Here is a 13,598-nt window from a genome sequence, read left to right on the forward strand (position 1 = left end):
GCACGGACGTCCTGCTGGTGTGAGACGGCCCGGAGCGGCGTCTGTCCGTGCACTACCGTTGCCGCAATGCATCACCGGGGGCGGGAGGCATCCTTGGGCGCGCGCATCCTTGTCGCCGAGGACGATGTGAAGCAGGCCCGGCTGTTCCGGGTCTATCTGGAGCAGGACGGTCATGCCGTCCATGTGGTGGGGGACGGCCGGGCCGCCCTCGACAAGGCCCGTACGGCCCGGCCCGACCTCGTGGTCCTCGATGTGATGCTGCCGCTGGTCGACGGCCTCGACGTGTGCCGCATCCTGCGCACCGAGTCCGAGGTGCCGATCCTGCTGGTCACCGCGCGGACCACCGAGGAGGACATCCTGCTCGGCCTGGACCTGGGCGCCGACGACTATCTCACCAAGCCGTGCAGTCCGCGTGAACTGGCCGCCCGGGTCAGGGCGTTGCTGCGCCGGTCCAGATCCACCGGCGAGGCGGCCCCGGCCGTGCTCAGGGTCGGCGGGATGGAGGTGGACACCGCGCGGTTCGAGGTGCGCGTCGAGGGCCGGACGGTCACTCTCACGTCCAAGGAGTTCGGCATCCTAGAAGCGCTCGCCCGCGAACCGGGCAGGGTCTTCACCCGGGGGCAGATCATCGAGCGGGCCTTCGGCTTCGACCACGACGTCCTCGAACGCACCGTCGACGCGCATGTGATGAACCTGCGGAGGAAGCTGGAGCACGACCCGGCACGGCCCAGCCGGCTGGAGACCGTGTACGGCCGGGGCTACCGGCTCACCGACCTATGAGCTTCCGGGTGCGGGTGCTCGCGCTGCTGATGCTCGTCGCGGTCGCGGCGACGGCGGCCACCGCGTGGCTGACGCTCCGCCAGGTCACACGTCAGATATCGGAGTCCACGGTGTCCGACCGCCAGGACGTGGTGACCGTCGACCGGCGGCTGCGCGAGCACGCCGACCGGCACGGCACCTGGCACGGTGTGGAGAAGGTCGTCCGGTCGCTGACGGAGAGCACCGGTCAGCGCATCCGCGTCCAGGACGAGACCGGCGAGTTCACCATCGACTCGGACGCCCTGGGCGGGCGCACACCCCGGCCGGTGGGCGCGGCCCCGCCGTTCCTGATCGAACCCCGGCCGCAGGCGGGTGTGTTCCCGGGGCCCGGGACGGTGCCCACGCCGCTGACGAAGGCCACCCTCCTGTCGATCGTCGACTACCGCGCATCGGTGCGGTTCGCCGAGTGCCTGGCACTGGCCGGGATCACCCCGTCCGTCCACCGTGACCGGATGAACGTCCCGGTGTACCGGGGGCCCGGCGGCCGGACCCGGGCCGGGGGCTGTGCGCTGCCGAGGGTGACGGACGCCGAGCACGAGCGTGCCGTGGCCGGGGCCCAGGACTGCGCGGCCGTCTCCCACGACCTCGCCATGGCCTGCGCCAGCCGGGCCTTCGCCCTCCAGACGGTGGATGTGGGGCCGCAGCCGCTGCGGGCGAGCCTCGGGGCGCTGGACGACACGGGGCTCACCGTGGCGAGCCGTCCGGCGGTGCTGGTCGCGCTGGGGGTCGGTGGTGCGGCGGTGCTCGGGGCGCTGCTGCTGAGCCGGGCCGTGCTGCGGCCGGTCAAGGATCTGACGGCGGCCTCGCGCGGGCTCGCCGAGGGGGATCTGGCCCGCCGGGTGCCCGCGTCGGGCGGCGACGAGATCGGGGAACTGGGCCGGTCGTTCAACCGGATGGCCGACGCGCTGGCCGCCGGTGAGGAGCGCCAGCGGCGGCTCATCGGGGACATCGCCCATGAACTGCGCACCCCGCTGGGCAATCTGCGGGGCTATCTGGAGGCGATGCAGGACGGGTACGTCGAGCCGACCCCGGAGCTGCTGGCCTCGCTGCACGAGGAGGCGATGCTGCAACAGCGCATCGTGGACGACCTCCAGGACCTGGCGCTCGCCGAGGCGGGCGCGCTGACGTACCACCGGACGGAACTCGACGCCCGCGATCTCCTCGACGCCTGCGCCACCGCGCACCGCGCCCTCGCCGACGGGGCGGGCGTCGCCCTGGCCGTCGTCCCCCATCCACTGCCCGTCCTGGTGCACGGCGACCCCGCACGGCTGCGGCAGGCGCTGTCGAACCTGGTCGGCAACGCCGTACGGCACACGGAGGCCGGGGGCCGCGTCACCCTGGCGGTGGCCGACCGGGGCACGGGCCGGACCGCCCGTACCGCCGAGGCCGCGCTGACGGTCCGGGACACCGGCAGCGGCATCCCGGCCGACCAGCTCCCGTATCTGTTCGACCGCTTCTGGCGGGCGGACGGCGCCCGGGGCCGGGCCACCGGCGGCAGCGGGCTCGGGCTGCCGATCGCCCGGCAGATCGTCGACGACCACGGGGGACGCCTCGAGGTGAGCAGCGAGGTGGGTACGGGGACGGTGTTCACGGTGACGCTGCCCGTACCGAAGGGCCTTACGGGCGGGGGCACTTGATGCCGCCACCGGCCGGTGTCCGGCCGCCACCCGACGTGACGCCGGGAACGCACCACGGCGACGCGCGCCGGCCCGCCCTGCCCCCGGTCGGCCGCCGTCCCAGGTCCCGCCGTCTCAGGTGCCCGCGAGGGCGTCCGTGGGGGCCAGGCGGCTGGCGCGGACCGCCGGGTAGAGCCCGGCCAGCGCCCCGATGAGCAGCGTCGAACCGGTGCCCGCCGCCGATGCCCAGGGCGGCACCACCACCGGCCATTCCCGCAGCACCGCGTACCCGCCGGTGATCAGGGTCCCGAGCACCGTCCCGGCGATCCCGCCGAGCACGGACAGCAGCAGCGACTCCGTCACGAACTGGGTGCGGATCTGGCCCCGGGTCGCCCCGAGCGCCCGCCGCAGCCCGATCTCGGACCGGCGTTCCAGTACCGAGATGACCATGGTGTTGCCCACCCCGACCCCGCCCACCAGCAGGGCGACCCCGCCGAGGCCCAGCAGCAGCCCGTTCAGCGCGGATTCGGTGGCGTCCCGGGCGGCGAGCGCGTCGGAGGGCCGGGAGATCAGCACCCCGGACGGCTTCGCGGGGTTGGCGGCGGCGGCGACCACCGCGCGGACCCCGGCCACCTGACGGTCGTCGGCCCGGATGTAGACGGTCGTGGGTCTGCCGTCATGGTCCAGGACCTTCTCGGCGGCCGGGACGCCGACGAGGGCGGACCGGTCGAGTTCGGGGGCCAGCGGCACCGGGTCCAGCACCCCGATCAGCGAGAACCACCGGCCGCCCAGCCACAGCCGGGTGCCGGGTGCTGCCACGTCGAGCCGCCGGGCGGCCTGTGCCCCGAGCACCACCGCCGGGGCGCCCTCGGTCGCCTCGTCCAGCCACCGGCCGCCCCGTACGGACGCGCCGACCGCCGGGAGCAGCCCGGGGGACGCGGCGACGACGTCGATGCCACCGGTGCGGCCGACCGGGATGTCCTGGTTGCGGTACACCCGGGCCTCGGTCAGACCCGTCGACTCGGCCCGCAGCACCGGAGGGAGTCGGCGCACCATGGCGACGGCCTCCTCGGGCAGCGGGGTCCTCTGCTCACCGCCCTGCGGCGGGGCCGGTTCGACGCGCAGCAGATTGGTGCCGAGCCGGTCGAGCCTGCGGTCCACCTCGGCCTGGCCCGATGCCGAGATCCCGACGACGGCGATCATCGCGGCGACCCCGATCGCGACGCCCAGCGCGGACAGGAAGACCCGCAGGGGGCGGGTACGCAGCCCGGTGCCGCCGAGCCGGACGAGGTCCCGCGGCCCGAGCCGGGCGGGCCGCAGCGTCCCGCCCTTCCCCCTGTCCCTGTCCCTGTCCTTGTCCCTGCCGCTGTTCCCGGGTCCGCCCCGGCTTCCGCGCCGGCCGCTCACCGTCCGGCCTCCGCGCGCGCCCCGGTGGTGGGTATCCCGGCCGACGCCGGTCCCGGTGGAGGTGGTGGGCCCGTGTCGGTGGTCATCCGGCCGTCCTTCATCTCGATCCGCCGGGGCAGCGACGCGGCGATCTCGCGGTCATGGGTGATGACGACGACGGTGGTGCCCGACGCGTGCAGTTCCCGCAGCAGTTCCAGTACGGCCGTGCCCGACGCCGAGTCGAGGTTGCCGGTGGGCTCGTCGGCGAGCAGCAGCGCCGGACCGCCGACCACCGCGCGGGCGACCGCCGCCCGCTGGCGTTCACCGCCGGACAGCTGATGCGGGAGATGGCCGATGCGCGCGGCCAGCCCCACCCGGGTCAGCACCTCCTCGGCCTCGTCACGGCGGCGGCGCAGCGACACCCCCGCGTACAGCAGCCCGTCCGCGACGGCGTCCAGGACCGGGACGCCGACCGCCAGATGGAACTGCTGGAAGACGAAGCCGATCCGGCGGGCCCGCAGCGCGGAGACCTCCCGGTCGGACAGCGCGGCCGTGTCATGGCCGTCGACGAGGACGCGGCCCGTGGTGGGCCGGTCCAGGGTGCCCATCAGATTCAGCAGACTGGACTTGCCGGAGCCCGAGGGGCCGACGACGGCGACCAGTTCACCCCGTCCCAGGGTCAGATCGACGTCCTCGACGGCGCGTACCCCGCCGGGATACGTCTTCGAGACATGGTCGAACCGTACGACGGCCGTCACTCGGGGACCCTCACCTTCATACCCGCGCGGACCCCCCGGCCGCTGACCTCGACCATGCCCTCGGCGAACAGCCCGGTGCGCACGGCGACGAACCCGCCCTCCGCGCCCGCGCGTTCCAGCCCGTGGCCGCCCTCCGCGAGGGCGACCAGCGCGGCCACGGGGACCGCCAGCACACCCGCCTTCCGGTCGCTCACATAGCGCACGGTGACCGGCGCGCTCTCGGTCCGGCCGATCGCGCTCTGGTCCAGCAGCCGGATGGTGACGGTGAAGGTCGCGTCCTGCGCGCCTTCCGCCTTCCCGCCGCCTTCGGGGTCCGCGCCCTCGGCGGACCGCATCTCACGGCTCACCGACCGCACCCGGCCCTCGACCGGTTCGCCGCCGGGCACCTCCACCGTGACCCGGGTGCCCCGGACGGCCCAGGCGCCGTCCTGCGCGGACGCCTCGACGGTGACCCGGCGTTCGCCGCCGGTGTAGCCGAGGGCCTCGGGGGACGCCTGGGCGCCGACCCGGACGGCCACCCGGCCGACCGTGATCCGTCCGGAGGTGTAGACGACATCGCCCACCGCGATCCGGCCCGTCTCGGGGACGCCCAGGTGCTTCTGCCAGCGTTTCACCGCGGCGGCGGTCTTCGCGGTGTAGCGGTCGTCGACCGTGAAGTCGATGTATCCGAGGGCAGCGAGATTGGTCTCGAACTGCCGGACGTCCATACCCGTGCTGCCCGTCGCGGCTCCCGCGGGCGCGTCCCCGACGGAGGTGTCCCGGTCCCCACCCGTCGTCCCGGCAGAGCCTTCCGTCCCGTTCCCCGCGCCCTTCGCGTCGTCCGTGCCCTCCGCGCTCTCCGCGCCGGAGGTTCCGGAGGGCGCGGCCGTGCCGCCCGTCTCCCCGGAACCGGCCGCGTCCGGGGTTCCCGTGTCCCCGGGGCCGAGATCCCGGTACATCGGCAGCGCGCCGTACAGCAGCGTCACCGGGCGGTCGTCGACGCGCAGCACGGTCGCGCCACGCGTGATCCGGTCGCCCTGTTCCGGGAGCCAGGTCACGGTCCCCTCCGCCTTGACCGGGAGCAGGATCTCCGGCCCGTGCCCCAGCGTCCCGTCCACGGCGGTCTGGTCGACCAGGGTGCGGCGGGTGACCTCCACCGAGGTCCCGCCCCGGCCCCCCGAGGGTGGGTCCTCGTCGCCGCCCGGGTCGAGACCGATGGCGCCGCCGACCGCGACCGCGGCGACGGCGACGGCCACCCCGATCAGCAGCGGGCCGCGCCGCCCGCGCGGGACGACCCTTCTGCGCCGGGATACGGAGTCCGTGCGGAGGTCCGACCCCGGTTCGGGGTCCGGGCCCGGTTGACGGCCGTGGGTGCCCCCGCCTGTGTCCGTCGCGCTCATCCCTTGCGCTCGCTGGGCGGTATCGTCGGGTTGCCGAGGATCGGTTCACAGATCCGGGACGCCCGCTTGGCGCCCGAGGTGTTCTGATCCCACTCCTGTGACACCTCGGTCCCCTCGGCGTCGATCTCGGGGAAGTCCGGCGAGCCCTGCTCCTGCATGCACCTGGAGTACTCCTGCCTCTTCTTGATCTCCTTGGCGCTCAGCTTCGGGGCGTTACGGCGCTCCAGTTCCTCGGGCACCGGCTTGCTGTGCTTCTCACAAGCCTTATGGGCAGCGGTGAACTTGGGGTCCGTCTTCGCCTTCCGGCCGTCCCCCTCGAACTCGGTCCGCCCCTTGGAGTCCGGGTCCGTGTACGGGAAGCCCTCCTTCCTCATGCACTTCGCCCACACACCGACCGACTCGATGTACTGGTCGATCTCGTTCTCCACCTCCGCCGAGGCCTTCTTGCCGCCGCCCGCCGACGGGACCTCGCTGCGCTCCGGTTCGGCTCCGCAGGCGGCCAGCGTCACCAGCAGCACGGGGACCGCGACGGCCCACCGCGTCCAGCCGGGCTCCCCGCGCCCCGGCCGCCGACGCGCCGTCCTGATCGCGCCGGACGTCCCGTGCCTGCTCGTCGTGTCCTTCACCGTGTTCGGTTCCCCTCCGGGTTCACGGGCGGTAGCCGGGACCGGTCATGTCCCGGCTACCGCCCTGAGCCGTCCGGCGGACGGGCCGCCCGCTCCGGACAACGCGACCGTAGGGCGGGACCCATGAAGAACTGTTGAAGAACCTGTCCCGTGATCATGCGCTGTCCCGGCGCCCGCTCCTCCGCCGCACCGGCGCGCGCCCGGGAACGCACGCCCCCCGAACACTTCCCCTGTGCCGTGGCGGTCCCGGGAACCCGCCACCGGCCGCCGTCCGCCTCCCTTACGCTCCCGTGGCGCGCGCCACGGGAGCGTAAGGGACGAGGGGAGTGCCGTATGACAGGGACCGGGGAGCCGGTCGGGGGCCGGTACCACCTGCTCAGGCTTCTCGGCAGAGGCGGGATGGGCGAGGTCTGGCTGGCGCACGACGAGGTGCTGGACCGTTCGGTGGCGCTCAAGAGCACCCTCGTGGACGACGAACGGGCCCGCGCGCGGCTGATGGACGAGGCCCGCAACATCGCCCGCTGCCAGGACCATCCGCACATCGTCTCCGTCTTCGACTTCTTCGTGGAGGAGCCCGCCTGCTGGATCGTGATGCAGTACGTCCCGTCCCGCACCCTGGCCAAGGTGCTGCGCGACGAGGGCCCGCTGGACTCGGCGGCGGTCGCCGCGATCGGGCGCCAGACGGCCGACGCGCTGGCCGCCGCGCACACCGAGGGCGTGGTGCACCGCGATGTCACCCCGGAGAACATGCTGGTGACCGCGACGGGCCTGGCCACCCTCACCGACTTCGGCATCTCCAGCGCGCTGTGGCAGGACCCGGCGCGGGCCCTGACCCTGTCGGTCCGGGGCAAGCCGCCGTATCTGCCGCCGGAGGTCGCCCGGGGCGGGGCCGCCGGACCTGCGGCGGACGTGTTCGGGCTGGGCGCCAGTCTGTACGCGGCCGTCGAGGGGCGTTCCCCGTGGGGCGAGGCGAACCACCCGGCGGTGTATCTGGCCCGCGCGTGCGGCGGGGAGACGGAACCGGCGCGGCGGGCCACCCGTCCGTTCGCCCGGGTGCTGGCCGCGCTGCTGGCCCGGGACCCCGACGACCGCCCCGACGCCCGGGAGGCGTACGGGATGCTCAGCGCGATCGGGACCGGGGCTGGTGCCGGGGCGGCCGGGGCCGGGGGTTCGCCCGGGGTGCCGTCCCCGCGTGAACGGCGGCGGGACGGCGCGGCACCCGGGAACCCGCCGGAGCCCGGTGCGGCGGCGGTCGCCGGGGCGCGTTCGTGGCCCGCCCCGACCACCGGGCCAGTCCCGGGCGCCGGGGTGGCGCAGCGGGCGGCGGAGCTGCGGACGCCGGACGGCGAACGGGGGTCCGGTGCGGGGGAACGGGCGACGGCCGACGTGACCACCGTCAAGGCCCCGCGACACGACGGCCGGACCGTCCCGTCCGCCCCGCCGGACGCCGCCCCCGGCGAGGAAACCCCGGCACACCCACCGCTCGCGGAAGCCGCCCCGGCCCCGCGAACGCCCACGGAAGCCGCCCCGGCCCCGCCCCCGGCCTCCGAAAGGCCCGAGCGGCCCGAGGTTCCCGGCACCCCCGACGATCCCGGCACCCCCGACGGTCCCGAGAGCCCCGGCGCCCCCGACGATCCGGATGGCCCCGATGGTCCGGGGCCCGGCTTCCCGCGACGTACCGCCGTCCTCGTCGCGCTCACCGGCGTACTGCTCGCGGGCACGGCCGGGGCGGGCTGGTGGCTGTGGCCGGGGGACGGCGGGAGCGGCGACTCCCCGGACACCCGGGCGGGTACGCGGGCCGTCCTCGGGGACGTCCGGGCGGCCGACCCGTGCGCGCTGCTGGACCCGACGGGCTTCACCTCGTACGGCACGGTGTACCTGCACACGGCGTACGGGGCGTTCGACCGCTGTGACGTCCTCCTGTACGCCCGGGAGGACGGCGACGGTCCGAAGGGGGCGCGGAAGGGGGACTTCCTCGCGGGTGTCCAGGTCGACTTCGCCAGTGACCCCGCCGAGCTGGGCTCCGTCCCGAGGACGACACGCGGCGCGGTGACGGTGGCCGAACTCCCCCGGTCGTCCGACGGGTGCGAGCGCAATGTGATGCTCCCGGACGGCAACCAGGTCTGGCTCGCGGCCGGGAGCGAGCACACCGACGCACCCGATCCGTGCGCCCTCGTACGGATCGCCACCGACCACGCGGTGAAGGTCCTCAACCAGGGTCCCGTCCCGGAGCGGCCCGGCTTCCCCGCCGAATCGCTGGCCGGGGTCGACGCGTGCGCGCTGATGGACGAGGCGGCGCTCGCGGTGGTCCCTGGGATCGACCCGGCGGACGGGGAACCCGACTTCGCGAACTGGGGATGCGACTGGACCGGCGGCACCCAGGACGTCCGGGTCGACCTCGTCTTCAGCCGGGACAACTCCCTCACCGACGACGGCACCCCGGCCCGGTTCGGCGGACGGCCGGGCGCGGTGGCGGCGGGCGGGGCGGGCGAGGACTCCTGTGTGGCGCGCGCCCAGCACCGCGTCTATCCCGGAGTCCGGGGCGAGCAGACCATCGAGCTGGTGGAACTGACGGTCGCGGCCCCCTGGCCCGCCGAGGAGCTGTGCACCCGGGCCAGGGCCCTCGCGACGGCCGTCGCCCGGCGGCTGCCGGACGTCTGACAGCGACGAGTTCCCTGGCCGCGCCGCCGGCGGGTCCGACCGGTCGGCGCGGAGTACGGCGAGGGGCGGCGGACGGCGGTCCGCCCTATCCTGACGCCGTGGACGAGATGCCGCGTGACCACCGTCCGGCCCGCTCCGTGCGGCTGCTGCTCGCCGAGGACGAGGACGTGACGCACGGCGGGCTGGCGCTGCTGCTCGGGCTGGAGCCGGACTTCGACGTCGTCGCGCAGGTCGGCACGGGGGACACGGTCGTGGCGCGGGCGCTGGAGTGCCGTCCGGATGTGGCGCTGCTGGACCTCGGGATGCCGGGGCTCGGCGGGCTGGACGCCGCCGCCGCGCTGCGCGACGAGGTCCCGGAGTGCCGGGTCCTGGTCCTCACGACGTCCGGCCGTCCCGGGCATCTGCGCCGGGTGCTGGCGACGGGTGCGGTGGGCTTCCTGGTGAAGGACTCCCCCGTCGAGGAGCTGGCCCGCGCGATCCGCGGCGTCCTCACCGGGGAGACCGTGGTGGACCCGGCGCTGGCCGCCGCGGAGCCCGGCCCCGCTCTGTAGGAGGTACGGGCCGGGCGGAGGTGTCCGGGCCCGGTCACGCGGACGGCCCCTGACTCCCTCAGGGGGCCGGGGAGTCGGCGGGGGGTACGGCCACCGGCTTCGTCCCGCCGCCGCGCGGCAGCCACACGATCATCAGGGCGGCGCCCGCCAGCAGGAGGCCCCCGGAGAGCCGCAGCGCGGCGGCGTAGCCGTCGGTGAGCGCCTCGGGACCGGCGCGGCCCGCGGTGGTGGCGGTCGCGACGGCGGTGAGCACCGAGAGGCCGAGGGCGCCGCCGAGGGTGCGGGAGGTGTTCATCAGCCCGGAGACGACACCCGCGTCGCCCGGCGCGGCGCCGGAGGTGGCGAGGGACGCCAGCGGGGTGGTCCACAGTCCGCCGCCCAGCGACATCAGTATCCCGGGCAGCAGGATCGCCGTCGTATAGGTGCCGTCGGTGCCCATGGTGGACTGCCAGCCGAAGCCCGCCGCCCCGAGGAGGGTGCCGCCGACGGCGACGGCGCGGGCCCCGAACCTGCGCATCAGAAACGGCGCGGTCTGCGCGCCGACGACGACGCTCAGGGAACTGGGTATCAGGGCCAGCCCGGCGTCCAGCGGGGAGTAGCCGAGGACGTTCTGCGCGTACTGGGTCATGAAGAACCACATGCCGAACATCCCGGAACCGCACAGCAGGATCGCCGCGTTGGCGGAGGCGACCGCGCGGGACCGGAAGAGTCCGAGCGGCATCAGGGGCTCCCTGGTCCGCGCCTCCACCAGGAGGAACACCCCGAGCAGCGCGAGTCCGGCGGTGAACGGCAGCAGGGTCGAGGGCGCGGACCAGCCGGCGGTCTCGGTCCGCGCGATCCCGTAGGCGAGGGCGGTGGCCCCGGCGGTGACGAGGAGCGCCCCGGGCAGGTCGAGCCGCCGGGGGCCGGTGGCGGTGCGGCCGCCGGGTATCCAGCGGACGGCCGCGGCGAGGACGAGCACACCGACGGGGACGTTGACGAGCAGGACCCAGCGCCAGGACAGCCCGTCGGTGAGCGCCCCGCCGACGAAGCCGCCCGCCGCGCCGCCGCCCGCGCCGACGGCGGTCCAGGTGGCGAGCGCGCGGGCGCGGGCGGGCCCTTCGGGGACGGCGGCGGTGACGATGGTGAGGGTGGCGGGGGCGAGGACGGCCGCACCGAGGCCCTGCGCGGCGCGCGCGGCGAGCAGATGCCAGCCCTCCTGGGCGAGGCCCCCGGCGAGCGAGGCGACGGTGAACAGCGCGAGTCCGACGAGGAACATCCGCCGCCGTCCCCACAGATCACCGGCGCGTCCGCCGAGGAGCATGAACCCGGCGAAGGCGATGGAGTACGCGCTGACCACCCAGCCGAGCGCGGCGGGGCTCATGTCGAGCGCGGTCCGCATCGACGGCAGCGCGACGTTCACGACGGACACGTCGAGTACCACGAGGAACTGCCCGGCACAGGCGGTGGCCACCAGCAGCCACAGCGGCGCACGCCCCCCGCTCCCCCGCCCCCGTCCGGCCGACGGGACCCGGTCGTCGGCATGGGCGCGTCCGTCCCCGATGGCGTTCCTGAGCATGCCCCATGCTGACAGCGCCCCCACCCGATGTACATCACCACCCGGTACGAGACCCCCAGGGCCACGAGGAACCACACCCGCACAGGACCAGGTACGCCCAGCACACGAAACCCAGGGGCGCGAGGAACTGCGCACCCACCGAGCGACCTGTGCGGGGACAAGTGCGTCCACCCGGACAGACCCAAGGGGCGCGGGGAACTGCGCACCCACGGACAACCCGCACAGGACAGGTACGCCCAGCACACGAAACCCAGGGGCGCGAGGAACTGCGCACCCACCGAGCGACCTGTGCGGGGACAAGTGCGTCCACCCGGACAGACCCAAGGGGCGCGGGGAACTGCGCACCCACGAGCGACCTGCACAGGAACAAGCGCGGGAAACCCCACAAGCGCAAGCGAAGGCGATCAGCGACCGCCGGACGTATGCCGGATCAACGCGGGCACCAGAACCCCCCAGACCTCGACGGGCGGCATCTGATGCCCCATCCCCCGCAACGGAACGAGCCGCGCGCCGGGAATCTCCGCGGCGAGCGCCTCCCCGTGCCCGTACGGGACGAGCGGATCGGCGGTGCCGTGCAGCACCAGCGCCGGTACGGCGACCTCACCGAGCCGCCCCCGCACCGGAACCCCGCCCCGCAACCGCCAGTGGTTCGTGGCCGCCGCCGGTACGGGACTGCGGTCCCAGGCCCGCCCGGCGGTGGCCCGCAGCAGTGGCTCGTCCAGCGGGATGGTCCCGGCGAAGGCCCGTTCCAGGGCAAGCAGATGACCGGTCACGGACTCCCGGTCGCCCCAGTCGGGGCCGTCCCCCGGCGCGGCGAACCAGCGGGCGAGCGGGGCGCTCATCGGCGGCAGGTCGGTGTTCCCCGGCGCACCCGGCCCACCGGGACTGGTGGACAGCAGGGTGATGCCGAGCGTCCGCCCGGGGCACAGCACGGCCATCCGCTGGGCCAGTCCGCCGCCCATCGACACCCCGACGACGTGCGCGGCACGCACCCCGTACGCGTCGAGCACCCCGAGGGCGTCCGCGAGGAGGTCGTCACCGTCGTAGGGGGGCGGGCCGACCGGGAAGGTGGTGGAGCCGCCGGTGTCCCGGGTGTCGTAGCGGATCACATGGCGCCCGGCGGCGGCCAGCGCGTCGACGAGATCGTCGTGCCACCAGTCCATGGTGTCCCCCGCGCCGTTGACGAGCAGGACCGCCGGACCGGCCGGGTCACCGCAGGCCCGGGTGGCGAGATCGACCGCGCCCGCCCGGACGGTCCGGACGGGCGCGGTACGGGCGGCGGCTGCGAGCATGACGGGACTCCTGGGCGGGGGCGGGCCGGTCGGGGCGTTTGAGGCGCGATGACCCTACTTCGCCGCCGGAGGCCGTCCTGTCACGTTCTGGGCCGTCCGGGCACCCTGTCACCCCTGCGGTGGAACGCGCACCGGCCCGCTCAGCCGCCGACCCACGCACCCGCACCGCGCACCACGCACCCGCACCGCGCACCACTCACCCACTCACCCACTCACCCACTCACCCACTCACCCACTCACCCACTCACCCACTCACCCACTCACCCACTCACCCACTCACCCACTGATGAGCTTGCCGCGTTTGAGGCGGATCACCTCGTCGGAGGCGTCGGCCACCTCCCGCGAATGGGTCACCAGGATCACGCTCTTGCCCTCGTCGTGCGCCAGCTTCCGGAACACCTCGATGATCCCGTCGGCGGTGTCCTGGTCGAGGCTGCCGGTGGGTTCGTCGGCGAAGAGGATGTCCACTTCGCAGGCGAGGGCGCGGGCGATGGCGACGCGCTGCTGCTGACCGCCGGAGAGCTCCGGTGTGCGGCGGTGCCGGTCGGACTCCTCCACCCCGAGCAGACCGAGGAGTTCGGTGGCGCGCTTCTTCCTGTTGACGCCCTTCACGCCGGTGATCTCCATGGCGGAGGTGATGTTCTGGACGGCCGTCAGATAGGTGAGCAGGTTCAGCGACTGGAAGACCGTGGCCACATGGCGGTTGCGGTAGCGGCCCAGTCCGATCCCGGCGACGTCCTCGCCCTTGAACCGGACGGTGCCCCGGGTGGGTGAGTCGAGTCCGCTGGCGAGGGAAAGGAGCGTGGTCTTGCCGCTGCCGGAGGGGCCGATGACGGAGTACATCCGGCCCTGCTCGAAGGAGTAGTCGACGTCCTTGAGGACGGTGCGGCGGCTGCTGCCGGACTGGTAGGTCCGGCTCAGACCGCTGAGCTCCAGGATCGGGGTCGTCATG

General features: G+C 74.7%; 10 protein-coding genes and 1 pseudogene. 4 read left to right on the forward strand and 7 right to left on the reverse strand.

Translation table 11 applies throughout. The features are described from left to right. The first annotated feature begins 93 nt into the window (after window positions 1-93). Window positions 94-780: a response regulator transcription factor gene (locus AB852_RS30610; RefSeq protein ID WP_099282204.1), complete on the forward strand. Its 687-nt coding sequence runs from the start codon at window positions 94-96 to the stop codon at window positions 778-780. After that, window positions 777-2,456: a sensor histidine kinase gene (locus AB852_RS30615; RefSeq protein ID WP_073793488.1), complete on the forward strand. Its 1,680-nt coding sequence runs from the start codon at window positions 777-779 to the stop codon at window positions 2,454-2,456. The genes AB852_RS30610 and AB852_RS30615 overlap by 4 nt, the downstream gene beginning before the upstream one ends. A 114-nt stretch (window positions 2,457-2,570) precedes the next feature. Here the strand turns inward: AB852_RS30615 and AB852_RS30620 are convergent, their stop codons facing one another. The 4 genes from AB852_RS30620 to AB852_RS30635 all read right to left on the reverse strand — a co-directional run bounded on the left by AB852_RS30620 (window position 2,571) and on the right by AB852_RS30635 (window position 6,584). Further along, window positions 2,571-3,755 carry an ABC transporter permease gene (locus tag AB852_RS30620; RefSeq protein ID WP_073794165.1) on the reverse strand — a complete coding sequence of 395 codons (1,185 nt, stop codon included), beginning with the start codon at window positions 3,753-3,755 and terminating at the stop codon, window positions 2,571-2,573. A gap of 83 nt (window positions 3,756-3,838) precedes the next feature. Continuing rightward, window positions 3,839-4,579 (reverse strand): ABC transporter ATP-binding protein, encoded by a 741-nt coding sequence (locus tag AB852_RS30625; protein WP_073793489.1) that lies wholly within the window; start codon window positions 4,577-4,579, stop codon window positions 3,839-3,841. Beyond that, a complete protein-coding gene (locus tag AB852_RS30630; protein ID WP_073793490.1) occupies window positions 4,576-5,958 on the reverse strand; it encodes a peptidoglycan-binding domain-containing protein in 1,383 nt (460 codons plus the stop codon). The genes AB852_RS30625 and AB852_RS30630 overlap by 4 nt, the downstream gene beginning before the upstream one ends. Next, entirely contained in the window at window positions 5,955-6,584 is a 630-nt protein-coding gene (locus AB852_RS30635) for a hypothetical protein (RefSeq protein WP_079185040.1), read from the reverse strand. The genes AB852_RS30630 and AB852_RS30635 overlap by 4 nt, the downstream gene beginning before the upstream one ends. 333 nt (window positions 6,585-6,917) lie before the next feature. On the opposite strand from AB852_RS30635, the gene AB852_RS41430 reads away from it, so the two are divergent. Together AB852_RS41430 and AB852_RS30645 are read left to right on the forward strand one after the other, a co-directional pair. Further along, window positions 6,918-9,245 (forward strand): serine/threonine-protein kinase, encoded by a 2,328-nt coding sequence (locus AB852_RS41430; protein ID WP_073793491.1) that lies wholly within the window; start codon window positions 6,918-6,920, stop codon window positions 9,243-9,245. Window positions 9,246-9,352: 107 nt separating this feature from the next. Continuing rightward, window positions 9,353-9,775: pseudogene (locus AB852_RS30645) on the forward strand (response regulator); the annotation flags it as partial. Window positions 9,776-9,854: 79 nt separating this feature from the next. On the opposite strand, the gene AB852_RS30650 reads toward AB852_RS30645, so the two are convergent. The 3 genes from AB852_RS30650 to AB852_RS30660 form a co-directional block, all read right to left on the reverse strand. Then, window positions 9,855-11,354: an MFS transporter gene (locus AB852_RS30650; protein WP_073793492.1), complete on the reverse strand. Its 1,500-nt coding sequence runs from the start codon at window positions 11,352-11,354 to the stop codon at window positions 9,855-9,857. 404 nt (window positions 11,355-11,758) lie between these two features. Beyond that, window positions 11,759-12,646, reverse strand: a complete 888-nt coding sequence (locus tag AB852_RS30655; RefSeq protein ID WP_073793493.1) for an alpha/beta fold hydrolase — start codon at window positions 12,644-12,646, stop codon at window positions 11,759-11,761. 276 nt (window positions 12,647-12,922) lie between these two features. Continuing rightward, window positions 12,923-13,597, reverse strand: a complete 675-nt coding sequence (locus tag AB852_RS30660) for an ABC transporter ATP-binding protein (RefSeq protein WP_073793494.1) — start codon at window positions 13,595-13,597, stop codon at window positions 12,923-12,925. Between the last annotated feature and the right edge of the window lies 1 nt (window position 13,598).

The sequence above is a fragment of the Streptomyces uncialis genome (assembly GCF_001905345.1).
In the GTDB taxonomy this organism is placed as follows: Bacteria; Actinomycetota; Actinomycetes; order Streptomycetales; family Streptomycetaceae; genus Streptomyces; species Streptomyces uncialis.